This window comes from Nostoc linckia z4 (assembly GCF_002608075.1).
GTDB lineage: Bacteria > Cyanobacteriota > Cyanobacteriia > Cyanobacteriales > Nostocaceae > Nostoc > Nostoc linckia.
Genome location: NZ_LAHA01000013.1, coordinates 147,050 through 171,408, shown reverse-complemented (window position 1 = coordinate 171,408; position 24,359 = coordinate 147,050). Strand labels below are relative to the sequence as shown.

At 42.3% G+C, this 24,359-nt stretch carries 23 protein-coding genes; 16 read left to right on the top strand and 7 right to left on the bottom strand.

Annotated elements, in window-relative coordinates:
• The first annotated feature begins 154 nt into the window (after positions 1-154).
• Positions 155-817 (top strand): HEAT repeat domain-containing protein, encoded by a 663-nt coding sequence (locus VF06_RS13680; RefSeq protein WP_099066251.1) that lies wholly within the window; start codon positions 155-157, stop codon positions 815-817.
• 252 nt (positions 818-1,069) lie between these two features.
• Positions 1,070-1,270, top strand: a complete 201-nt coding sequence (locus VF06_RS13675; protein WP_099066252.1) for a hypothetical protein — start codon at positions 1,070-1,072, stop codon at positions 1,268-1,270.
• Positions 1,271-1,715: 445 nt separating this feature from the next.
• Here the strand turns inward: VF06_RS13675 and VF06_RS13670 are convergent, their stop codons facing one another.
• Entirely contained in the window at positions 1,716-2,537 is an 822-nt protein-coding gene (locus VF06_RS13670; RefSeq protein ID WP_099066253.1) for a pentapeptide repeat-containing protein, read from the bottom strand.
• Between the two features lie 269 nt (positions 2,538-2,806).
• Between VF06_RS13670 and VF06_RS13665 the strand changes: the two genes are divergently transcribed.
• The 3 genes from VF06_RS13665 (at position 2,807) to VF06_RS13650 (ending at position 5,303) form a co-directional block, all read left to right on the top strand.
• Complete coding sequence (locus tag VF06_RS13665; protein WP_099066254.1) at positions 2,807-3,388, top strand: phycobiliprotein lyase; 582 nt, start codon at positions 2,807-2,809, stop codon at positions 3,386-3,388.
• 249 nt (positions 3,389-3,637) lie between these two features.
• A complete protein-coding gene (locus VF06_RS13660; protein ID WP_099066255.1) occupies positions 3,638-4,366 on the top strand; it encodes a 15,16-dihydrobiliverdin:ferredoxin oxidoreductase in 729 nt (242 codons plus the stop codon).
• Positions 4,367-4,559: 193 nt separating this feature from the next.
• The gene (locus VF06_RS13650; protein ID WP_099066257.1) at positions 4,560-5,303 is read left to right on the top strand and encodes a phycoerythrobilin:ferredoxin oxidoreductase; all 744 of its coding nucleotides are present in this window, start codon (positions 4,560-4,562) and stop codon (positions 5,301-5,303) included.
• 183 nt (positions 5,304-5,486) lie between these two features.
• On the opposite strand, the gene VF06_RS39145 is transcribed toward VF06_RS13650, so the two are convergent.
• Positions 5,487-5,726 (bottom strand): hypothetical protein, encoded by a 240-nt coding sequence (locus tag VF06_RS39145; RefSeq protein WP_143861836.1) that lies wholly within the window; start codon positions 5,724-5,726, stop codon positions 5,487-5,489.
• Between the two features lie 488 nt (positions 5,727-6,214).
• On the opposite strand from VF06_RS39145, the gene cpcB reads away from it, so the two are divergent.
• From cpcB to cpcF, 7 genes are all read left to right on the top strand, one after another.
• On the top strand, positions 6,215-6,736 hold the full coding sequence (gene cpcB / locus VF06_RS13645; protein ID WP_099066258.1) for a C-phycocyanin subunit beta: 522 nt from the start codon (positions 6,215-6,217) through the stop codon (positions 6,734-6,736).
• A gap of 88 nt (positions 6,737-6,824) precedes the next feature.
• Positions 6,825-7,316, top strand: coding sequence for a C-phycocyanin subunit alpha (cpcA, locus tag VF06_RS13640; protein ID WP_099066259.1), 492 nt, complete (start codon positions 6,825-6,827; stop codon positions 7,314-7,316).
• A gap of 165 nt (positions 7,317-7,481) precedes the next feature.
• Entirely contained in the window at positions 7,482-8,294 is an 813-nt protein-coding gene (locus VF06_RS13635) for a phycobilisome rod-core linker polypeptide (RefSeq protein ID WP_099066260.1), read from the top strand.
• A 130-nt stretch (positions 8,295-8,424) separates the two neighbouring features.
• A complete protein-coding gene (locus tag VF06_RS13630) occupies positions 8,425-9,294 on the top strand; it encodes a phycobilisome linker polypeptide (protein ID WP_099066261.1) in 870 nt (289 codons plus the stop codon).
• A 213-nt stretch (positions 9,295-9,507) separates the two neighbouring features.
• Entirely contained in the window at positions 9,508-9,789 is a 282-nt protein-coding gene (gene cpcD / locus VF06_RS13625; protein WP_099066262.1) for a rod-capping linker protein CpcD, read from the top strand.
• Positions 9,764-10,609 carry a C-phycocyanin alpha-cysteine-84 phycocyanobilin lyase subunit CpcE gene (gene cpcE / locus VF06_RS13620; RefSeq protein WP_099066263.1) on the top strand — a complete coding sequence of 282 codons (846 nt, stop codon included), beginning with the start codon at positions 9,764-9,766 and terminating at the stop codon, positions 10,607-10,609. The genes cpcD and cpcE overlap by 26 nt, the downstream gene beginning before the upstream one ends.
• A 150-nt stretch (positions 10,610-10,759) precedes the next feature.
• Positions 10,760-11,497, top strand: a complete 738-nt coding sequence (gene cpcF, locus VF06_RS13615; protein WP_306419434.1) for a C-phycocyanin alpha-cysteine-84 phycocyanobilin lyase subunit CpcF — start codon at positions 10,760-10,762, stop codon at positions 11,495-11,497.
• A 65-nt stretch (positions 11,498-11,562) separates the two neighbouring features.
• Here cpcF and VF06_RS13610 read toward each other — a convergent pair whose 3' ends face one another.
• On the bottom strand, positions 11,563-14,406 hold the full coding sequence (locus VF06_RS13610; protein WP_099066264.1) for a beta strand repeat-containing protein: 2,844 nt from the start codon (positions 14,404-14,406) through the stop codon (positions 11,563-11,565).
• A gap of 721 nt (positions 14,407-15,127) precedes the next feature.
• A complete protein-coding gene (locus VF06_RS13600) occupies positions 15,128-15,787 on the bottom strand; it encodes an HD domain-containing protein (RefSeq protein ID WP_099066266.1) in 660 nt (219 codons plus the stop codon).
• Positions 15,788-16,230: 443 nt separating this feature from the next.
• Here VF06_RS13600 and VF06_RS13595 point away from each other — a divergent pair, with 443 nt between their 5' ends.
• Positions 16,231-16,548, top strand: a complete 318-nt coding sequence (locus VF06_RS13595) for a hypothetical protein (protein WP_099066350.1) — start codon at positions 16,231-16,233, stop codon at positions 16,546-16,548.
• A 69-nt stretch (positions 16,549-16,617) separates the two neighbouring features.
• Here the strand turns inward: VF06_RS13595 and VF06_RS13590 are convergent, their stop codons facing one another.
• On the bottom strand, positions 16,618-18,117 hold the full coding sequence (locus VF06_RS13590) for a sensor histidine kinase (RefSeq protein ID WP_099066267.1): 1,500 nt from the start codon (positions 18,115-18,117) through the stop codon (positions 16,618-16,620).
• Positions 18,118-18,215: 98 nt separating this feature from the next.
• Positions 18,216-18,914, bottom strand: coding sequence for a response regulator transcription factor (locus tag VF06_RS13585; RefSeq protein ID WP_099066268.1), 699 nt, complete (start codon positions 18,912-18,914; stop codon positions 18,216-18,218).
• 251 nt (positions 18,915-19,165) lie between these two features.
• Between VF06_RS13585 and VF06_RS13580 the strand changes: the two genes are divergently transcribed.
• The 3 genes from VF06_RS13580 to VF06_RS13570 all read left to right on the top strand — a co-directional run bounded on the left by VF06_RS13580 (position 19,166) and on the right by VF06_RS13570 (position 21,081).
• Complete coding sequence (locus tag VF06_RS13580) at positions 19,166-19,438, top strand: hypothetical protein (protein WP_099066269.1); 273 nt, start codon at positions 19,166-19,168, stop codon at positions 19,436-19,438.
• A gap of 176 nt (positions 19,439-19,614) precedes the next feature.
• The gene (locus tag VF06_RS13575) at positions 19,615-20,346 is read left to right on the top strand and encodes an intradiol ring-cleavage dioxygenase (RefSeq protein WP_099066270.1); all 732 of its coding nucleotides are present in this window, start codon (positions 19,615-19,617) and stop codon (positions 20,344-20,346) included.
• Between the two features lie 123 nt (positions 20,347-20,469).
• Positions 20,470-21,081 (top strand): hypothetical protein, encoded by a 612-nt coding sequence (locus VF06_RS13570; protein ID WP_099066271.1) that lies wholly within the window; start codon positions 20,470-20,472, stop codon positions 21,079-21,081.
• A gap of 50 nt (positions 21,082-21,131) precedes the next feature.
• Here VF06_RS13570 and VF06_RS13565 read toward each other — a convergent pair whose 3' ends face one another.
• On the bottom strand, positions 21,132-24,251 hold the full coding sequence (locus VF06_RS13565; RefSeq protein ID WP_099066272.1) for a hypothetical protein: 3,120 nt from the start codon (positions 24,249-24,251) through the stop codon (positions 21,132-21,134).
• Between the last annotated feature and the right edge of the window lie 108 nt (positions 24,252-24,359).

The following is a 24,359-nucleotide window of genomic DNA, read 5'->3' as shown; positions in this document are numbered from 1 at the left end:
CCCCATCTCCCCATCTCCCCATCTCCCCATCTCCCCATCTCCCCATCTCCCCGCCCCATACCCCATTCCCCATTCCCTGTAATCTTCCCAAATGCCATCGCTATTTTTTGACATTTGTAAAATAAAGTAAAGAATAAGCCCAATAAATACACCTATGGAAATCGATAAAATTAAAGTTGAACTAAACAATCCAGATTTTCAGTATCGTTTAAAAGCGATCGCTGCACTCAAAAATTATGAATCAGAAGTTGCAGTGCCTTTGTTAACTAGTAAACTCCATGACTCAGAATTCTTGGTGCGTTCCTTTGTGGCCAGGGGTTTGGGTAGCCAACAATCTGCGGAATCTTTTGCTGCTTTAATCCAAATCATGAAATTCGACGATACCCCCAACGTGCGAGCTGAGGCAGCAAATTCCTTATCGTTATTTGGGAGAATAGCAGTTTCTCATCTAGTTCTGACGTATTATCAGGATGACCACTGGTTAGTCCGTCGTACTATTCTCGCAGCCCTCGTTGAAATGGATTGTCCTGAAGAATTATTTGATATCTGCGTTCAGGGTTTAAAAGATGAAGATTTTACAGTTCAGGAATCCTCTGTTGATGCACTGGGCTTGCTGGCTAATTCTAACCTGCATGTTCAAGCATTATCTCAAATACTAAACTTGGTAAATGATGAATCTTGGCGGATGCGGGTGCGAGTGGCATACGCCCTCAAACGATTTGACCAACCCGAAGCAAAAGCAGCCCTCAACCAACTCAGGCAAGATAAAGATCACCGAGTTGTGGGAGCTACTTTAGAAGATTTGTTGCCACGATAAAGACTTCCAAGTAAAAAGATATTCCACAGAAGACTGTTAGGTGTTGACTGTTGACTGTTGACTGTTGACTGTTGACCGTTGACCGTTGACAGTCAGCACTCAAAAGTCCTTCTAATTTTTTGCGTTTTTGCGTGAATTTTAAAATTCTTATTTTTATAGAGCCTGATTGTATCTGAAATTAGAACAAAATATCCTGATTGTTTGCGAAAATTTGGAATAGAATATCAATTTCTTCGATTTCGGGAGAGATTTGTGACTGATACACCAACTGGTCAGATGACTTGGCGATTACCAGGTTCCTCAGAATGTGCTTTATACTTACGGCATAATGCTTCTGAACCTTGGCGATCGTACAAAGAGTTTCCACAATATGTTCTACCAGATCCGCCCGGTTTCTCCGAAGGATACGCTACATTTTTAGCGCTTCTCAAACAAAAGTGGCAAGCTTTGTGAATTACCTACATTCATCCCAAGTGACAAGTAAAAGGACTACTAAATTAAACCTAACTCGATCTCGCCGGGTTTCGACACTTGGACACGCTCCCTTCGACAAGCTCAGGGCGGCGCAGTGCATCGCTGCGCTCAACCCTCTTGGAATAAGCTTACCGAGCATTGAGTAAAGTCGAAATGCCTCTTCTAAATAATTGTGTCCACCTACTTATAATGTCCGCCCAATCACTTATCAAAAAAATTCCCTACGTCAGTCCTAATGATAAGTCTTCAACCGGACATAATATAAGTAGGGATTAGGCGTAATCAGGAGATGGGGCAATACGGTTCGGATAAGCAGTATGAACTTCCCTTATGGTCTGGGAAAAGCTTAAGGGGTAAGGGGATTTGGATTTATTTGAAACCTTTCCCCTTTCCCCTTTCCCCTTTCCCCTTTCCCCTTGCGTCCTTAACTTAAACTTTCACGAGTTGTTTTGCGGGTGTAGGCGTTCCAAACGTCAAGTTCTGATGTTGGACGGCTATGAAGCATGGCTTTGGTTGTTTGTGCTAATCCTTGAGCGAGAGTAAAATCTGCCCCGGCGATACTCTCTAAATACTCCATTTCTGCATTAGTAAGGTCAGTTGCTCGCAAATCTGTACCTTGCAAATTGGCTCCAGTTAATCGAGCATTGCGTAAGTAAGCCCCTGTCAAATAAGCCTTACTCAAATCAGCCCCACTCAAAGCCGCTCCTTGTAAATTGGCTCCAGTCAGGTCAGCACCGCTGAGATAAGCTCCCCGCAGATTAGCTCCTTGCAAATCTGCATTGCGTAAAAAAGCTGTATTGAGATAAGCAGCATTAAGATTAGCACCAGGCCCCACTGCTCCGGAATTTTTGTAGTTATAACCTTCAGGCCATTTCGTCTGTGTATCATAACGCGCTACTTGCAGTTTAGCTCCCTGCAAATTTGCTCCATTCAGATTTGCTTGTTGGAGGTCGGCGCGGTTTAAATAAGCTCCCTGCAAATTTGCTCCACTTAAATCGGCTCCCCGCAAGTTAGCACCCCGCAAATCTGCTCCACTAAGATTTGCATCACTCAAGACCATCCCGCTGAGGTCAGCTTTTAATAACTTGGCTTGACTCAAGTTAGCTTGTCTTAAATTAACTCCCTGGAGATTGAACTCGCTCAAATCTACTTTTTCTAAAGGAAGTCCCGCTTTGAGAGCTGATAAGATTTCTGGTGTTGGACTGGGGCGTTCTCTAGTATTCAGGTGAATTTCACTACTTGTCATTACGATATCAAACTAACAATAGCTATTAAACTAATTCTTTCACTCAAGGAACCAAAAAAGATAAAATGCAAGCTGTCATCTGTAAATTTTACATAACAACAAAATAATTAGTACAAATAATACAGCGTAGTAGTACAAAACTACTAAAATCATTCACAAACAAATTGTGTTGCCTACTCTCTATTGCCAGTCTCCACCAGATATTGGTGTGTAGGATTACAACCAGATTTTGCCGAAATTATTGTTTTAAAAAAGAGGTTTCCCAATAAATGCATATAATACCACCATTGTCAATGATTGACTTTTTTCGTAAAAGTGAAGGCACATGGTTTACAGAGCGTTCGGTTCATCACTTTGACTCAGCCGCAGATGAGTCGGGCGAGTCGAATTTAATCATTACCGTCATCGAAAAAGAAGATCCCAAAGTGCAAGAAGTCTGTAAAGCACAAGGAATAGAGCCAGACAAAGCAACTGGAGGTGCTAGCTTTGCATGGCAAGCCAACCTAGACACCAGACCCCCAAATACCGATAATGCCGCCATTTTGATTGACATTCCCGACGATGAAACAGGGCTTTCTGGCAAATTAATCCGCAACCAAGGCTATGTAGAGAGCATTCCAGTTGTTAGCCGATATCGATTTGCTCATGATGGAGTGCTGACCATTGATACTGATTATGACAACAACCAAGGACAAGAACGTTGTTGGTTTGTAACAGATGATTTTCGTGTCAGAGTTAGTACCGTGCGAATGATGAACGGAATCAACTTGATGACTTATTGTTCTGAGCGTCGTTGTGTTTCTCAACAACTGCTAGAGCAAATGATTGCTCAAAATCATGCTAGGGCATAGGGCATGGGGCATGGGGCATGGCGCATAGCGCATCGAGAGATGAGGGGAGAAGGGAGACAAGGAGAATAACTCCTAACTCCTAACTCCTAACTCCTACCTCTCATAACTCCTAACTTCCTATGCCCAATGCCCAATGCCCAATGCCCTATTCCCCATTCCCTATTAAGGAATGTTGCTTTGTTTCTAAGAAATGAGACGTGTACGATCGACATACTTTATTTTCATGCAAGGGTTAATGAGTCATGCTGTATGTATAAGCCTTTCCTGGAATTTTTAGAAAAAGAGCTATTTGAACGGTTTGATTTGCAAAGCAGGGACATTCCTCCTGGTTTGGAATTCAAAGTTAGCGATCGCGGCAGAAACCCAGCAACCATCCGTAGTTGGTGTCACCAATGTCAAGAATTGCGAAAAATTCGCTATACCTACATTGATGCCGGGGAGAGCGCCCAAATTTTTAACAGCGTGATTTATCCCAGCCATCACTACGATTTACCTTTATTAGGGATTGATTTTTTATCTTTTGGTAAAATTAAAAACCTGATTGTCCTTGACTTTCAACCTTTATTTCAAGACGAAGAGTATCAAAAAAAATATATACTGCCGCTGAAATTTCTCCATGAAAAATACCCAGATTTATCGCAAAACTTAGAAATGAAGTTTTACGATGCTAATCAGTACTTTTCTAAGTACTTGTTATTTGCCAAAACAGATGCTCAAACAGTAGCAACGCGAGTTTTTGCAGCATTTCAAGATTACTTAAACTTGTATTGGCAAATGTTAGAAAATGCCCAACCTCTGCAAGACCCAGAAGATATCCAGCGTATTGTCAAAGCTCAAAAAGACTATGACCAATATAGTGCAGACCGCGATCCTGCATCTGGCTTATTCAGCAGTTACTTCGGTCATGAATGGGCTGAGCGCTTTCTCCACGAGTTCTTATTTGAAGATGCCGTACCTTTGGTAGTAAGTAGAAGGTGACGCAAGGAGTATGGGGTATGGGGCGGGGAAATGAGGGAGATAGAAAGGTGGGGAGATGGGGAGATGGGGGAGACAAGGGAGACAAGGGAGACAAGAGAGAAAGATTGCTACCTTGTCTACCTTGTCTACCTTGTCCTCTTCCCATCCCCAATGCCCAATGCCCAATGCCCAATACCCAATCTTTATACATCAAATGACACTTTATCAGCCATTTCTCGATTATGCCATCGCCTACATGCGATCGCGTTTGGATTTACAACCCTATCCTATTCCTCAAGGATTTGAGTCTAAGGTTGCAACTGTGGGTAAAGGTAAGAACCAACAAGAGGTTCTCACCACTAGTTATGCTTTTCAAACTACAAAACTCAGGCAAATTCGAGCAGCACACGTACAAGGTGGTAATTCCCTCCAAGTGCTGAATTTCGTGATTTTCCCACACCTGAACTATGACTTACCTTTCTTTGGGGCAGATTTGGTGACATTACCAGGAGGACACCTCATCGCCTTGGATATGCAACCCTTATTCCGAGACGATGCAGCATATCAGGCAAAGTATACCCAACCAATCTTGCCTATCTTCCATACCCATCAACAACACCTAAGTTGGGGTGGCGATTTTCCAGAAGAAGCACGACCATTCTTTTCTCCTGCTTTTCTATGGACTCGCCCCCAGGAAACTGTTGTAGTGGAAACCCAAGTATTTGCTGCCTTTCAAGATTATCTCAAAGCTTACCTCGATTTTGTAGAGCAAGTAGAACCTGTAACTGATTCCCAAAGCCTAGCAGATATCCAACAAGCACAACTGCGATACCTGCGATATCGAGCTGAAAAAGACCCGGCGCGGGGAATGTTCAAGCGTTTCTATGGTGATGAATGGACTGAGGAGTATATTCACGGCTTTTTGTTTGATTTAGAGAGAAAATTACTAGGCGTATAAAATTATGTATGGTTGAATACTTAGCAACTTCCAAAAAATAAATTGAGCCATTATCAATCACAATCCTTCTAAGGAGGTGAAGGAGCTACTGACGGCAGCCCCTTCACCGTTTTTGTAGTAATTTAATTGAAGATTGGGTTTAGAAACTTGCAAATGATATCAAGTCCGGCTAAATGCTTGTCATTACGTACCGCCAAGGGCGGAACCCTTACCACTTCGTGGAAGCAAGCTACGCGTAGCGTCTCGTTTGCTCTTAGCGTCTCGTAGAGAAGAGAAGGGTACGTAGCGATAGCGAAGCGAAGTAATCGCAGAATCCTTGCGATTGCGTCGTTCCACTTCGTTGCACTCGCAATGACATATCACAAGTAATTTACCGGACATGATATGAAAGGAAGTAAAAAATATTTCATTGCTACTGTTCACTAGTCGATGGTTGACGGTTGACCGTTAACTGTGAACAGTCAACAGTTAACAAATCTAACCAAAATCATCTATTTTTTGGAGTTCCCTCACCAAACCTATTGATAGCGGCATTTTATTTTAAAATCGTATTTTTACTTAGAGTAAATGTTTATGTTAAGTTAAATTAACATAAATTCAAGGTAACATAACAATTTTTAATAAAACAAAAGGCATCATCATAGTATAAAGATAATTTGAAAGGCAAAATAACAGTACAAGGTTGATGGGATGCTGAATCTAGAAGGTTTTTTGGTCTCTCATATTAAGATAAAGTTTTGTAACAAAAGTTTTAATCAGAAACCCTAGAGGTCGTAGACTTATACCTTGGATGTCCGTTGTAAACCTTTCAGAAGATGGTTAAGCCTCTGACATCAGAAAGAAGAAAAGCTGAACCATTCAGTTTTGACATCAAATAATTCTTAACCAAGCCAATTAGGAGATTTAACGCAATGGTTTTAGATGCATTTGCAAAAGTGGTTGCCCAAGCTGATACACGTGGTGAATACCTCACCGATGCACAATTGGATGCTTTGAGCGAACTAGTAAAAGATGGTAACAAGCGTGCAGACGCAGTTAACCGTATTACCAGCAACGCATCTGCTATTGTTGCTGCTGCGGTACGCGACCTGTGGGCAGAACAACCCCAATTGATCGCTCCTGGTGGTAATGCTTACACCAGCCGTCGCGCTGCTGCTTGTATCCGTGATTTGGACATCATTCTTCGCTATGTAACCTATGCGATCTTTGCTGGTGATTCCAGCGTTCTAGATGACCGCGCTCTCAACGGTTTGCGCGAAACTTACTTGGCATTGGGAACTCCTGGAGCTTCCGTTGCTGTTGGTATCCAAAAGCTCAAAGATGCTTCCTTGAAGATTGTTAACGATCCAAATGGCATCACCAGAGGAGATTGCAGCGCTTTAGCAGCTGAAATCGCTAGCTACTTCGATCGCGCTGCTGCTGCTGTTGCTTAATCCAAGCACTACTGCTATTGGGTGAAATGATTGTCCGCTGGACAAAATAAAATTTCAACGAAAAGTTTGTTAAAGGGAAGTACCAAAAATGACAAAAACACCTCTAACCGAAGCAATTTCAGCGGCTGATTCTCAAGGTCGCTACCTCAGCAGCACCGAAATCCAAGTAGCTTTTGGTCGTTTTCGCCAAGCACCAGCTAGCTTACAAGCAGCAAAATCCTTGAGTGCTAATGCCTCACGTTTAACAGAAGGTGCAGCTCAAGCTGTTTACAACAAGTTCCCCTACACCACCCAACAACAAGGCCCCAACTTCGCTTACGATCAACGCGGTAAAGCTAAGTGTGTGCGTGATGTTGGCTACTACTTGCGGATTATTACTTACGCTTTAGTTGTAGGTGGCACAGGCCCATTGGATGATTACTTGATTTCTGGCTTAGCTGAAATCAACAAAACTTTTGACCTGTCTCCTAGCTGGTACATTGAAGCTCTCAAGTACATCAAAGCTAACCACGGTCTCAGCGGCGACCCAGCTGTTGAAGCAAATTCCTACATCGACTACGTAATTAATACTCTGAGCTAGAGTGTTTCTTTAGCCCGGAGAGGAAATCAGCTCTTATGACAAGTTAAGTTCTATGAGTTGCTTACCTCTCCGGGCAGTTTTATTTTGATAAAGACTGTTAAAAGATTAGAAAAAATATTTTCTAAAAAGTTTTCAGTTTTGTAGTTAAAACTGAGGAGGTTAGAAATGGCGGCTTTGGGACAAGCAGCAAGACTAGGAATTGAGCCATTTGAAAGCTCAGGAATAGTAGAACTACGTCCTGATAGAACAGAGGCAGATGTCGCAGTAGTGATCCGAGCAGCTTACCGTCAAGTGTTGGGTAATGCATACCTACTAGATAGCGATCGCTTGGAGAGTGCTGAATCACTGTTGCAGCAGGGTACAATTTCAGTCCGGGGTTTTGTATCAGCCATTGCTCAATCGGAACTCTATCGTGAGAAGTTTTTCTACTCCAATTCACAAACTCGATTTATCGAGTTGAATTATAAGCATTTATTAGGTCGCGCCCCAGAAGATGAGTCGGAAATTTCGTACCACGTTGAACTATACAATTCAAAGGGTTACGAAGCAGAAATAAATTCTTACATTGACTCATCAGAATATCAAGAAAACTTTGGTGAAAATATTGTGCCCTACTACCGAGGTTTTAAAAGCCAAGTAGGAAAGAAAAACGTTGGTTATGGGCGACTGTTTCAATTGTATCGGGGTTATGCGAATAGCGATCGCGCCCAAGGAGTAAAACAAGGAAAATTAACTTGGGAAATAGCTAAGAATCTGGCTTCACCTATTTACCCAGTATCTTCAGGAGCTTTAACTGGTCTCTCTACAGGTAGTCGTGGAGAAGCATACCGGATTAGATTCCTGCAAGCAGCTTCTCCCAATTCAACTGTAGTACGTCGTGGTACTGCCGAGTTAATAATTCCCTACGAGCAACTTTCTAGTAAGTTACAGCAACTCAATCGTAAAGGCAGTAAAGTGATTAGCATCACAGCTGTGTAAGTAAAGAATAGGATCGGGGAATAGGAAGTAGAGAGTAGCGATTAGGTAGAGAATTTCATTACTCTCAATTTCCTATTGTTCGTTACCCTGACCAATGCGAATTAGGTATTACTGAAGGAGAATTTTACAGATGGCGATTACAACAGCAGCGTCCCGTCTGGGAACAGAACCTTTTATTGATAGCGCCCCTTTGGAATTGCGTCCAAATGCGACTAAAGAAGAGATACAAAGAGTAATTTCTGCCGTATATCGTCAGTTGTTAGGCAATGATTATATATTGGCCGCTGACCGCCTCATCAGTGCCGAATCTATTTTGCGCGATGGCAAAATCACTGTCCAAGAGTTTGTGCGTCAAGTAGCTAAATCAGAACTGTACAAAAAGAAATTTTTCTACGACAATTTTCAAACCCGCGTCATTGAGCTGAACTACAAACATTTGTTGGGTCGTGCCCCTTACGATGAGTCTGATGTGGTTTATCACTTAGATTTGTACCAAAATAAGGGCTACGATGCTGACATTGATTCATATATAGATTCGCCAGAGTATCAAGCCAACTTTGGGGAAAATATTGTGCCATACTATCGCGGGTTCCAAACTCAAACAGGCCAGAAAACTGTAGGATTTAGCCGGATATTCCAACTATATCGTGGGTATGCCAGCAGCGATCGCTCCCAACTCAAAGGTAAATCCTCTCGTTTGGCTAGCGAATTAGGACGTAATGCAGCATCAGCAGTGATTCCTCCCTCTGGTGGCCCCTCAGGCTTTGCCTACGTTGCTCCCACCAAAGGCGTTACCCCCAACAGCACTTTCGGCGGCGCAGGAACCTTTGGTAAAGAAGGTAGACTCTACCGCATTGAAGTAGCAGGAGTTTTTGGAGCTGGATATCCTAAAACACGTCGTGTCAATCAAGCGGTAATCCTACCTTATGAAGAGCTATCTAGCTACTTCCAAAGAGTAGTAAAACAAGGTGGTAAAATCGCCAGCGTCAAGCCACTTTAGAGTCATTGGTTATTGGTCGTTGATTATTTTTAACCAACAAGGACAAAGAACAAATGACCGAAGCCACCTTCGGGGGGCAGTAAGCAGTAGGGAGTAGGGAGTAGAGTCAGAAATTTTAGCCCCAACAAGGCAAAGTATTTTCTCAAAACTCCCGACTCCCCTCTATTGACAAATAACTAATAAAAAATTTTGAAATGAATTTTAAATTGATTTATGGTTGGACAATTTATTGGTGGTAGAACTAGTAGTCGCTACTTCCGCTATGAAGTAGTTGGTTTGCGCCAAAGTGAAGAAACCCAAACAATCAACTATCCGATTCGTTCTAGTGCCAGCTTATTTATCATCGTACCTGATAATCGGATGAGTCAAGAAATGCGGCGGATTGCTCGCTTGGGTGGCAAAATAGTTAGTATTGAGCCATTGAATTCTGAGACAAAAACAGATAGCCAACAGAGTAATCCTCCTTCTGATGAATTCCAATCCGCAGAAATTTGAAGATTTATCACCTCCAGGGGATTCACCTGGAGGTGAACAGCTAACAGTAGACCAAGCAATTGCAAATCTCCAAAGCGCAGATTTAGGTTTGCGATTTTATGCCGCCTGGTGGTTGGGTAGGTTTCGGATATGCGAACCAGCTGCGGTTACACTATTAATCCAAGCCCTAGAGGATGAAGACGACAGGACACCAGAAGGTGGATATCCTCTGCGACGGAACGCAGCTAGAGCATTAGGTAAAATTGGCGATCGCCACGCAGTAAAACCTTTAATTGCTTGTTTAAACTGTTCAGATTTTTATGTCCGGGAAGCAGCAGCCCAATCTTTAGATATGCTAGGCGATCCGGTTTGTATTCCTCCACTGATGGAGCTATTAAAAGCAGGTTTGCAGCAAGGGCGACTAAAACCACAGCAGCCAGATTTATCGCAACCTTACGATGCAATTATCGAAGCTTTGGGGAGTTTGCAGGCTACTGAATCGATTTCTGCCATCGAACCGTTTTTAGAGCATCCCATAGAACTGGTGCAATATGCAGCTGCACGAGCTATGTATCAGTTAACCCAAGAACCAGTTTATGGAGAACGCTTGATAAAGGCTTTGGCTGGTGAAAAACTGCAATTGCGTCGAGCTGTGTTAGCAGACTTGGGAGCCATTGGGTATCTACCCGCAGCTGAAGCCATAGCCGAGACCTTGGCAGAAAATAGCCTCAAACTCATCTCCCTCAAAGGATTACTGGAACATCAAGTCAAGGGCACAGCAACAACCACTTTATCCGCAGGTGCTATTAAAGTGATGAATTTGATGGACTCGTTGTTGTAGTCAGGATTCCTGAGTCATCAGTTGTGATTAATACTTAAAAATAAAATGTTTTTACAGTATAAACCCCCGAATAAACCGAAAAAAGAGGTTTAGGGGGTTTATACATAATGCAAACTACGGATAACTTAAGCTACAATTGGCTGACTAATAATGACTCGTGAAATTGATATGGATAACAGTGAACTGGCTCGGATATTGATTCGTGCTGTGGAACAAGCAGATTCTTCAGATCGCTTGTTAGATGCAGTTCAAGAGTTGGCAGCGGCGCGTATAGAAGAATCTGTGCCCACCTTGATTGCAGCTTTAGGCTACAATAATCCAGGGGCTGCGGTGGCGGCGGTAGATGGATTGATTGCCATGGGAGAACCCGCAGTGGCACCGTTATTGCAACTAATTGATGACTACAACTATGGCGCTAGAGCCTGGGCAATTCGCGCCTTGGCAGGAATTGGAGATTTACGGGCCCTGGACACTTTGCTAGAAGCAGCAAAAACTGATTTTTCCTTGAGTGTGCGGCGCGCCGCAGCCAGGGGACTAGGAACATTGCGCTGGTACCAACTACCATCAGAAAAAATAGAATCTGTGCAGATTCAGGTAATAGAGGCATTACTATTAATTTCTGAAGATCCAGAGTGGGTGGTGCGCTATGCAGTAGTCACGAGTTTAGAAGCACTAGCAACAACGATGGCAATTACCTTACCAGATCCAGCGTTACGTATTAAAGAGCGACTCCAGCAAATATTAGATACAGATGCAGATCTTGGAGTTCGTACCCGTGCCCAATTCGCACTGCAAAAAATTCAACAGCCACAGCATCAACAAGTATTTGCACTTAAAACAAAACAAGAAGAAACTGAAGCACCTCATCGTGGTGGTAGCAGACGTTAATAAATGCTAAATCTTCCAAGCTTAGTTTTTTTGTTCCAAGCTTGGAGTTTCCTATTCTAGACAAATTATGCTTGCACCACAAAATCTGATGCTGTCAATGTTGTGACACCACTAAGGGTGGCAAATAGACCACCACTGCCAAAACCAGCAGCACTGCCATTTTGATTGTAAAACAACTGTCCAGTCACAGGGTTGTAGACAATTTTTGCTGTGGTGGTTGCGCCACTAGTAGTGACTTTAAAATCACTCGCATTACTAAAACCGATTCCTACAGCAGAAGTAATAACAGTGAAAGTAGTCTTATCTAGGATAATCTTGTCACCTTGGAAGCGGTTGAAGTCACTAATAGTATCTTGACCAACAGCAGAACTAACAAAGGCAGTATTGGTGTTGTAAACGAAATAGTCAGCACCCGCACCACCTGTAAGAACATCATTGCCAGCACCGCCGACAAGACTATCGTTGCCTACACCACCTATGAGACTATCATTGCCATTACCACCACGCAGTAAGTCGTTGCCACTTTTACCATCAATTTTGTCATTACCCCCCTGACCATTGATGACATCAGCGGAGTTGTCTAAACCTATAAGATTGTTATTCAGGTCATTGAGGAAAGTCACCGTGTTCTTGATGCCGATGGTCGTATCACTAGAGTTGGCATCAAGGACATTAAAACTGTCAACGATCCTAGTTTGACCATCAAACAGGATATTGCCAATGGCTGGTCTGCTTCCGGAAGCTTTCAGGTTATCCAGGTTTTCTAACTGAAAGTTTTTCAGAGTGACTTTAGTATTAGAAACATTTTCAAAGGTAACTTCTAAGTTGTTACCATTTTTAGTCAACAGCAGATTTTGAGCAGTTAATCCCGATCCCATAAATTGCAGCGTATCAACATTGGCAATTACCGCCTGTGATGGGTTAGTGCCTTTACCGACACCACCAAAATCGTTAATGGTATCATTGCCATCACCTCGGCGAATAATAAACTTATCTTGACCGCCGTTGCCTGTGAGGATATCGTTACCAGCTTTACCATCAATGATGTTGTTACCAACGGAACCGACCAGAGTATCTGCACCAGCAGTTCCCATGAGATTGAGTGGAGTAACTGTCAGGTTCAGGGTAGTAGTAGTAACTTTACTAGTATTGCTGTGAGCTTGTCCGTCATCGACAACAAACTGAATAATTCGGGCAGTAGTGTTGGGAGTTGCAGCAGTGTTGTTGTAAGTTACCGTCCGCAAAACTTTTTGGTAATTGGCTAGTGTATCCGTACCACTAAGGGTAAGGATGCCAGTAGTAGTGTTGTAAGTTGCACTGATGCTGGTGCCAGTGGTGTTAGCAGTGAGACTTTCAGCTGTGCCATTTTGGCGGTTAGTAATGGTAATGGTAGCTTGCTTGAGAGTAGAGGTGTTAGTGTCACCGACGGTGAGCTTGGTAGTATCAACAACAGCTACAGGAGTGCCATTAAAAGTTGCAGCATAATTTGTACCTGAACTAGTACCGTTGAGGTCGAGGGTAGGGGCAGCATTACCGTAGACGACATAACTTTGCCCAGCATTGGTATTACCGTTGGGGTCGGCTTCAGGTGCGCCAATAATTAAGTCATCAACACCATCGAAGTTAATATCTCCCGCTTTGCTGACTGAGGTACCTGAGCGATCGCCCGCATTGATACCATTAATAATAAACCCATTGCTGCCATTCAACTCTGAGAGGTTGAGGGGGGTATTACTGCCCAAATTCTTCCCCCCAAACACTACGTAGGTTTGCCCACCATCAGTTTTGCCGTTGGGGTCAGCACTACTCTCACCAAAAATCAAGTCATCAATGCCATCATTGTTGATGTCTCCTGCATTGCTGACTTGGTATCCTGAAGGGTTAATAAAGGCGAAGTTATTAGCGCTCTTACCATTAATGACGAAGCTATTAGTGCTATTTAAGTCTGAGAGATTCAGGGTGCCGCTACTGCCCAGATTCTTTCCACCAAATACTACATAGGTTTGCTCAAGTGAGCCAACGAGCAGGTCGTCAATACCATCACCGTTGAAGTCCCCTACTTTGGCATTAATGAAGAAGGGATAAACGGTGGAGCTAGTAATGGAAAAGCCATCATTATTATCATATAAATCAAAGTAACCATTACCACCTATGTTCGTCGCCCCAAAGACTACACGGTTACCATTAACAATCAAGTCATCAATGCCATCACCGTTAATGTCTCCTACTTTGCTGAATCTGGTATTTTGGCTGGAGAAGCCATTAGTGCCATCGAAAGAATTTAAGAACCTACCGCTACTCCCTACATTACTTCCCCCAAACACCACAGAGCTAAAATTAACATCAAATACATTGGCTTCCCGGTCTGGGGTGATGAAGGTAAAAACGCTGTTAAAAATCAGGTCGTCAATACTATCACCATTGATGTCCCCTACATTGCTGAGTGAGATATCTTCAGAATAGCTGAGTGAAATATCCTCACCATAAATACTAATCACAACACCATTAGTGCCATTAACTGACGAAAAATTAAGAGTGCCGCTACCGCCCAGATTTGTCGCTCCAAATACTACATACACTTCTCTCCCGTCAAAAATCAGTAAATCATCAATACCATCGTTATTGATGTCCCCTCCATTGCTAACTGGAGAACCTGAATTATTAATAGTGAAGCCGTTAGTGCCGTTTAGAGATGAAAGGTTGAAAGTGCCAACACTGCCAAGATTTGTTTTCCCAAATACCACATAGTTTTTGCTATTTCCCCTAATAATCAGGTCTTCAATACCATCGTTATTGATGTCCCCTGCATTGCTGACTCTGTAACCTAAGCCCTCATTTGCAGCAATGCTGTTGATGACAAAGCCATTTTTACCATTTAGGTCAGAGAGGTTGAATGATGAATTAGCCATGATTTTTTCTCCTGTGCTTATTTTTTGTTAGTCAGGGAGTAATGCCAAATGTATTTAGTTTGGTTAGCCATAAACTCATCACCTTAATGGAGTGACGGTGGTTAATTTTAACCAAGCTGGGAAAATGCAGTTTTTAGACAAAAAATTTAGATACTTGCTGATTAGTTGTCAAAAATTGAGTTTTCACAACTCATGCAATATGTGGACGTTATTCAATTGGACTATGATTTTGCTTTTGCCATAGGGAGACAAGGATTGCTAAACTTTTCCCTACTTTTTTACATCTTGATTCAGCAATACCAAAATCACATAATTCAATGAAAATTAGACAAATAAATTCTGTGATTAAGTTTGTAATTAAATGTTGCAAGCTTTTTCCAGAGATCATTAATTTTGATGAGTTACCAATTTAGAAATTTGATTACGCATCATAATTAATGCGATAGACCACTAGCCGATCGACCGATTGAGGTAAGAACACTTAAAATTGTCATTAAGGCGGCAAAATCACCTAATTATTATGATATTTATCAATACATTGTCAATAGATTTTGCATAATATTCACAAACCCTCAAAGTCCAGGGCTATTCACCATAGAAGAAAGAAGAGTCGATCGATATCATGAAATGATGGAGCAATAAACATTTCAGTAGAGAATTAGAAACTGCGAGGGCACTTACAATAGAAATAAAAATTTCACAAGTCATTACATAGCTTTAATCAAAAACTATATCCTGAAGCTAAATATTTAATTTCCTCGTGAATATTACTGCGGGCGAATGGTTCGGCAAACTCCAACATTAAAGGCGTAAAGTAAATATGCGATCGCTTTAAAAATTTTTCTAAAACCTGGCGTCGTCCTGCAATGTACTCCGCTTTTGATACCCAGTCATATTCCTGGCGAATACCATAGGCGTATTCTGCATAATCAACTGGACTAGCAGCAAAAATCGCTAAATCTGCATCTAGTAAGACTTGGCTATCGAAATCATCTATCGTAGCTTGGTGATTTTTAGTGTTCAAAATCAAGCGGCTCACAGTAGCGATAGTACTTTCTGAAATACCTAAATTACTCAACAATTCAACGGCATAGTCAGCACTTTTTTGTTCATTATCTTCAGCCTGAGTATCATAAACCACATCATGAAACCAGGCAGCAAATTGAACGGCAGTTAGGTTATTGGTGTAACCGTGCAAAATTTCAATCATATTGAGGACGCGATGAATGTGTTTAGCCGTGTGGTAATGGCGATCGCTGCTAGAGTAAGCTGTAATCAACTGATTAAAAGCTTTATCAGCCGCTAGTTCATCAACGTCAAAAGGCTGGAGTGTGCGTTGCCAGTTAGAAAATAAGATACGCGTGAGGTTTTCTGTAGACATAGCCTTGGTATCCCCACTCCTAGTATGAATCAGCTAAAATCTTGTGCTGCAACATCTGTCCCGTAAAGTTAAAAATATACCAACAAAAGGATAACACTAGTCAGTGGTTGACTGATGAATAGACTTCTAACAGAAGTGGGGAAAAGGGTAAGGGGTAATGGTTCGACAAGCTCACCAACCGGGGAAAGGGCAAATAAAAACCCTTTTCCCTTTCCCCCCTATGAGCAAAAGTTACTTTTGCAAGAGGTCTAATGTTGAATGTTATGTCACCTGACTTTGAAATCTTGATTGTTAAATAGAACACAATTGATAATGTCATCGATTATGCCCACTGTGTATGCCTTAAGAATGAAGATTTCAGCTATGACATTGAGAAATATTAAGGGGGTGTGGGAGAGTTGCGATTTTGTTCAACCAATATCAACTCAACAAAGGAATTTCTCATGGTTAATCCAATTCAATCTGTCAATCTCGAAACCACCATTGCTGCTTTGCAACAAGATCTAAGCAAAATTCAAAAGAATGATGCCTTAGCCATTATTGATGCTTGGCAGCAAAAGCTTGAAGGTAATGACATTGCCGAAGACTTGGGTGAACTCAAACAAGCTATCCAAAGCCGGGATACTGCGGCTATTTCTAGAATCCTCATTGACTTAGGTGAGGATACAAGAGGAGCTGCGGCAGATCTCCCTGCTGATGTCGCAGCAAAAGTACAGCAACTTGGATCGTTACTCCAGCAAGCAGGATCGAGAGCAAGGTAAGTTTGAAGATGTAGGGACTCACATACAAGATTGTTGACTGTTGACGCTTTACAGTCAACAGTCAATGTTTTAAACGGAATTTATTTTTGGATTTCCCTTAACCAAAGTATATTGCGGCAAAGTCAGGGTAAATGCCGTTTGACCCATAGATGTTGTTGAATCAAGGATCAGGTCGCCACCATGTGCCCGGACAATTTCACGGGCTAAACTCAGTCCGAGTCCGATTCCTTCGACTTTGCGGGTGTGGGCACGATCGCCACGATAAAAGCGGTCAAAAAGCCGGGAGCGATCGCTGGCTGGAATATCTTTGGATGCGTTAATAATCTTGATATGCAGCTTTGTTTGAGTTTGATAAGCCTGAATTTCTATCCAACCGTTGGGAAGATTATATTTAATGGCATTACTTAATAAATTTTGCAGGACTTGAATCAAGAGATCGCGATCGCCCTGTACCTTGAGACCATGAGGAATGTTGCTTTGCACCCTCAAATGGGGAGACAGCAGTTCTACATCTTCTACCATTTCCATCAGCAATTCAGACATATCCACTGCAACCAAATACAAACTCATTTGTCCTGCATCTGCTAAAGACAACAGCAAAAGTTTTCGCATGATGCTGCTTAAACGACCCACTTCGTCCAAAAGGTTGCTTAAGCGCTGTTGCACTTCCGATCCAGGTTCAACTTGTTGTAGCGTTCGTTCTAGTTCGCCTTGGAGAATGGTGAGTGGGGTTTTCAGTTCGTGAGCAGCATCAGCACTGAAGCGAGAAGCTTGTGTAAAACTGCGTTCTAGGCGTTCCAACATTTGGTTAAATACGCGAATCAACTCTACAAATTCAACATCCGTTGTCCCAATGGGAATTCGCCGATCTAATCCTTGGACGGTTACTTGTTGAATAACGCTTGTTAATTCATGGATGGGACGCAAGGCACTACCAGCAACTACCCATGCACCAACAGCAACTAGCAACAGCGCCCCTGGAATTGAAACAACAAAGATATTGCGAATAGTTGCCATCTCTTGATTGACGGCTTGTAGACTAACGGCAATAGCAACTTGACCATTGGGAAATCTAGCTGCCCCAATCCGCCACGTTCCTGTTGTTGTGTGCTGCGAGACAAATTGAGGCGGGCGTGGGGGAAGCAAAGGTCGATTGCGATTTGGATTTTCAGGTATTGGGGGTCGTTCTCTATTCAGGGGAGGTGGCAGAGGTGTTAACTCTATCTGTCCAAGCAACACACGATTCAAGTCGAAGTCAGCTTGCACTTGGTGGGATTGGTAAACAGTTTTGCTGTTGGTATCCAGCACTAACACTGCAACCGGAGTCTTTGTATTTGTTCCTAAGCTATGGGTTAATGAGTCTTCGTAGCGTTGCCATCGTTCTACTTCAGGGGGACGTTCCGGCGGACGACTTGCCCGCATTAATTGATTTAACAGTTCTGCATCAAGGCGACTGATTTTAGCCTCGTAAATCTGAAACCAAGAAACTGCACCAAACCCAACTAATGCACTTCCAGCTAAACCCGCAGACAATAAGGCAATTCGCAATCGAAACGATGGACGCTTCATAGTTGATAAAAAAGCTAGGTTTAAAATCTCGCCGACAAGTGGCGTGGCTGTATTGAATTTGGAATTTTGTTAGGGCAGCTAAGCCGTGTCTGCAACCATCATTTTGAATTTTGAATTGATTCATTGTCTGGTTTGCGGAACCGATATCCAACTCCACGAATGCTTTCAATTAAGTTTGCTTCATCAAGGGGGTCAATTTTTTTGCGAATTCGCTGGATACAAACATCGACGACGTTAGTGTTGGGGTTAAAGTCGTAGCCCCAAACATGTTCCAGGATTTGAGTGCGGGTAAAGACTCGTCCGGGAGAGCGCATGAGATACTCCAGCAGGTTAAACTCACGGGTGGTAAGTTCGATGGCTCGTTGATTGTAGGTGACTTCCCGCGTGATGCGATCGAGTTTAAGCGACCCCACCACAAGCATATTTTGGCGTTCGCCTACACTCCGGCGCACAACGGCATGAATTCTAGCGGCTAATTCTTCCACAAAAAACGGTTTGGCTATATAATCATCGGCTCCTAAATTTAATCCAGACAGGCGATCGTCGAGTTCGTTACGAGCTGTTAATAAAATCACTGGAGTATTCCGCCCTGAGTGCCGTAGTTGTTTGAGAATTGATAGCCCATCCCTACCCGGCACCATGATATCCAGTACGATGGCATCGTATTCGTTATCTAATGCCCGTAGATATCCTTCATCGCCGTTGTCACAGTAGTCTACGACAAATCCCTGCTCCTTCAATCCAGCCCGGACAAAGTTAGCAATTTTGGCTTCATCTTCCACAAATAAAATGTTCACAAAATAAATATTGATTACTTGATAAATATTCTTCTATTTTAAATTCATTGACTTTGGGTTCAAATTACAAAAATGTAATTTATAAACCAAGGAATTTGTAATTTTGAGGTTGCTTAATCATAAATAGGACTTACGCAAAATAATGCAAAAACGAACCGCGAAGTACACAAAGAACACGAAGTAAAGAGGGTTTCAAAGAGTTTTTGCGTAAGTCCTGATAAATGTAAGCAACAATTTTGAGGTTAACAATCATGAATATTCGTCGAGTCTTAGCTTTAGCAACAATTCCTTTTGTAATTGGTACATTTGGTTTTGTTGCACCCAATCAAGCAAATGCCCAATCTCCAGCCAAACCCAGACCAGAAATTTCACAACAACGCCCAAGACCGCAAAATGAATTGCCAAAACCAGATAAAAAACCACAAATCAAACATCAACAACGACGCCCACAGGAGCAAAAACGTTCCCCAAAACCTCACGATCGCGACGTAAATCAAAATCAAAGACCATACAATAACCGTTAATTGCAACTTGTTATCTTTGAGTGATGGTTTAGTGGACTGTTGACGGTTGACTGTTGGCTGTTAACGACTGAAAAAGGCGTGTTCATCCCATCCACAGAAGGAATGAGTTTTTCCCACGCCTTTTTATTGGCAGTCATCAGCGAACAGTCAACGTTATTTTCAAGACAGCTAAAGCAATGAAAAATAAATTAGCTCGAATTTTCAGTCGCAGAGATGTACTTGCTCTATTTAGAACAACTGGAACGGCAATACTTGTGGTTGGATGCATACCGAGAAAGCAGACTGTAGCTGTTTCTGCATCGTCTGTGTCTGGGTGTGTCGTCAGTCCAGAACAGACCGAAGGCCCCTATTTTGTGGATGAAAAACTCCAGCGCTCAGATATCCGTTCCGATCCTGCGGATAATTCAGTGAAGGCAGGGACACGGCTGGATTTGACACTGCATATTTCTCAAGTTGGCAGTGGTGGGTGTACGCCGCTTGTCAATGCAATGGTAGATATTTGGCATTGTGATGCATTAGGTATTTATTCGGATGTGGCAGATCCCAGTTTCAATACTGCCGGTCAAAAGTTCTTACGCGGTTATCAAGTCAGTGACACTAACGGAACTGTGAAGTTTACAACCATTTATCCTGGTTGGTATGAAGGCAGAACCGTGCATATCCACTTTAAGGTTCGCACCGATGGCATATCTGGGCAGCGTTATGAGTTTACGTCACAGCTATATTTTGACGATTCAATTACCGATGACGTACATCAAAAAGCACCTTACGCCAGCAAAGGACAGCGCACCCAAAAGAATGCTGATGACAGAATTTTTACTGGTGGTGGCGAACAAATGTTACTCAAACTCGTTCAGAACGAAGAAGGTTATGCAGCAACTTTTGATGTGGGGTTGGAGATTACGTAATTTTTTTCAGTGTTTATATTTACTTAAAAAAAATTACAAAATTGTAATTCACCAGCAAGGCAAACTGTAATTTTCGGTTAGTTCAATCAGAAATGTAAACAATCTATCTTTGAGGTATTGATTATGAATATTCGTCAAATATTAGTGCTAACAGCAATTCCCGTTTGGTTTGGTACATTTGGTTTTATTTCACTTCACCAAGCAAATGCCGCTAATCAGTTCCAGCAAATCGCACAGGCAACAGATACTCCCAAGCAACCACCCTCAGAAAGACAGCATCCGCCTCGTCCGGATTTGAAAGCGGCGGCGGCAAAACTGGGAGTTACAGAACAACAATTAAAGGATGCGCTGGGAGTACCTGCTAATCCTCCAAGTCCAGGCCAACGTCCACCTCGACCAGATTTGAAAGCGGCGGCGACAAAGTTGGGAGTTACAGAACAACAATTAAAGGATGCACTGGGAGTACCTGCTAATCCTCCTGGCGATGGCAATCACCGTCCCCCTCGATTAGATTTTAAAGCGGCGGCGGCAAAGTTGGGAGTCACAGAACAACAATTAAAAGCTGCGCTGGGAGTACCTGCTAATCCTCCAAGCCAAGGCCAACGTCCCCCTCGTCCTGATTTGAAAGCGGCGGCGGCGAAACTGGGAGTTACAGAACAACAATTGATAGACGCTTTGGGTATTCCACCTCGTCCTCAAGGCGATCGCCAAGGGCCTCCTCCAGCAAACCAATAAATCGATAAAAATGTAGAGACGTTGCAATGCAACGTCTCTAATGTGCATCGTTACCAAAATATAGGTAACCCGGTAACTGCGATCGCACCTGCAACAGCACTGGCCGCAAGGGAAGTCAAGGCTGTACCAAATATCCACCAAGCCGCATTAGCAACGGTTTTTTTGGTTTCTTCGGCTTGTTTTTTAGCTTGTTCTTGCATCGCTTTTAGGCGTTTTTGTGTTTCCTGTTGGATGCGTTCGGCTCGTTGTAATACGCCATCCCGTGCGGCTTCTATTTGGTCGATGATGCGGTTGGCGTATGCTGGAGATATATCTTCACGAGAACTGAGAATAGCAACTAGGGTGTCGCGATCGAATTGACTCAGGCGATGGCGCAAGGCTTCAAATCCCGCTTGCGGATCGTCAAAGACTTTGCCAAAGTCTTGCTTAATTCCTTCATAGTCGAGTTCTGGACGATCCAGAGAGTTAAGATAGTTGCGAATTCTGGCAAAAATTCCATCCAATACTGACTGCACCCGTTGTTGAATCTGCTGGAATTGTTCAACTATGGAATTGCGAACAGATTCAATTCGATCCACAATTTGGTTAGCTTCTTCTTCTGAAATATCCTCGCGTTGGGATAGCAAGGCCACAATTGTGGAACGGTCAAATTTAGCAGCGCGATCGCTTAAATTGCCAATTCCAGCGCGGGGTGAAGACAATAGTAATTGTAAATCGCGTTTGATTGCCTCCGGGTTGAGTTCTTCTTTATTAGTATTTCGCAGGTAATCTTCAAGATTTCCTTCAAAATCTACAATTGTTTGGGTGGTACGCTTTGCTAAACGTCGTGGCGCTTTGACGATATCGCGAATCGCATCTTGTACGCCATCGATAATTTGATTAACTTGTTCTTGGCTTAAGTCTCCCCGTTGACTGAGAAGTTTAACTAAAGTTTCTCGATCTACATGAGAAAGGCGTTGACGCAATGCTAATGCACCTGCTTTCGGGTCATCTAGTAATTTTTCCAAGTCTCGTCTAATACCTTGTGGGTCGAGTTCTTCTAAGTTAGTATTGCGGAGATATTCTGCAATGGCTGTTGTGGTTTTTTCGTACTGTTCTCTCGCCTGCTGGGGTACTTGTAAAATGCTATCTCGCACTGCTTCAAGTTGGTCGAGGACTTGGTTAATTTGTTCTTCGCTTAAGTCTCCCCGTTGAGTGAGGAGTTTCACCAGTGTATCGCGGTCAAATTGCGATAAACGCGAGCGTAAAAGATAAATTCCAGCTTGCGGATCTTCTAGTAAAACTCTAAAGTCCCGTTTAATAGCTTCGGGATTGAGTTCTTCTTTGTTAGTATTCCGTAAATAATCTTCAACTGTTTGCCGCAATTCATCGGCTTTGGTTTTTGCTTGTTCTTGTAATTCTCTGGCACGATTCAAGATATTATCGCGATTTTGTTCCAGTTGACTAACGATATTGTTAGCTTCTTCTTCGCTGATATCTTGACGTTGTTGCAACAATTTTACAAAAGTATCGCGGTCAAATTGATGAAAGCGATCGCTCAATTCTTCAAACCCAACTTCTGGATCTTCAACTAACCTAGCAAAGTCTTTTTGTATACCTTCAGGATTCAGTTCTTCTTTGTTAGTTGAACGCAGATAATCTGCAATACGGCTGCGGAAATCCTCAGATTTTTCTCGCTTTTGGGTCTGTTTAACAGTTTCTAATACTTCCTGACGAGCGCTTTCCATTTGTTCGGAAATTTCTTTTACCCTAGCTTCACCAATATCACCCCGTTGATTCAGTAAATTGGTAAAGTAGTTTTGATTAATTTCTTCTAACTCGCGTCTCACAGTTGCCGGATCTGCATTCACATCATAGATGACTTCTTGGAATTCTTCTTTTAGGGTAATACGGTTAAAATGCCAAGGAAACGAATTCAATATATAGTCTTCTACGTCTGCTTTGATTGTATTTTCCAGGGATATGGGTAATCTTGCTGTTGCTTCTTCTCTAAACTTTTGTAACTGTTCTGTAATTTCTTCGACATCGACATCTTGAACTTTCTCTTTTAGTTTTTGTAACTGAGTTGCAATTTTGTTAACATCGATATGAGAAAGGTTTATTCTATCCAACACGGCTGGTACTGCTGCACTCAAGCCATATTGAACAGCTTGCTTGATTGCACCATTACTTTGTTTGCCGTTACCACCTCCAACCGTCACTAACTCTTGAAGTCTTTCACCTAAGTTTTCTGAATTTAGTTCTTCAGGAGTGGCAGATTTCAGTAAATTAATTACTTGTTTTGTGGGATTTTTCCGATTTAAAGCTTGTTGCCAAGCACCTTCTAATTGTTCAGCGATTGTATTGATATCTTCTGGAGATAAATCGGTGCGATCGCTAATTAAATCCACAAAGGTTTGTCGATTGACATTTTCCAACAAATCGCTATTCACAACAGATTGTAAATCTGTATCTTGAATTAATTTGTCAAATTGAGAACGAATTTCTTTAAGATCCAATTTTGGTAATTGGATAGAAGCTAAAGAACTTTGCAAGGTGTTTCTAATACTTTCAGCATCAAAGCCTGAAGTTAATTCTCGCCGGACTGCGGCTGTAACTTCTTCTGCGGTGGAAACCAATTGTTGCTTAGCAGCATTAGCACTAATACCACTGCTTGCTGTACCGAACAACGCTTGAAAACCAGAACTAACAGTACTTGCAATGGAACCAATTAAAGAACCTACTGCGGATGAACCAAACCAAATTATTACTGAAAAATAAATAGACCAGATGACAATACCGATAACCGATCCGAGAAATGCATTTTCCACTAAGCTAAGTTTTACCGCTAGAAAACAAGCAATAAATAATGCAATACTAGCGGTTATTAGTGCCCAAGAACCGACTTTACCTTGAATGTTACGAATTTTACTACCTAGCTTTAGTGGTTCGTCGTCATCGTCTGAATCAATTTCCCAAGAGGAAATTCCCACAGCAACAGAAAAGTTTGTAAATAAAAGTTGAAAGGCTAAAGCCATTGAAACTCCAGCCAACAAGGCCACTAGGAATTTAGGCCCAGCAAAAAGAACAGACGCTTCTTCTGGAGTTAGTAATTGTTGAGCGAAAATCATAGGTGCTAATCCAAAAGATAGGGAATGCCATCCTAATACGCTTAGAATACTTTGGAACATACTATTTTCTCACTTGCATACAATCAAACAGCCACTTGATTAATAAAATGGTCTATTCATCAGTCTAAATATTTATTAAACTCAATTTACACTTACTAAGGTAGTAAA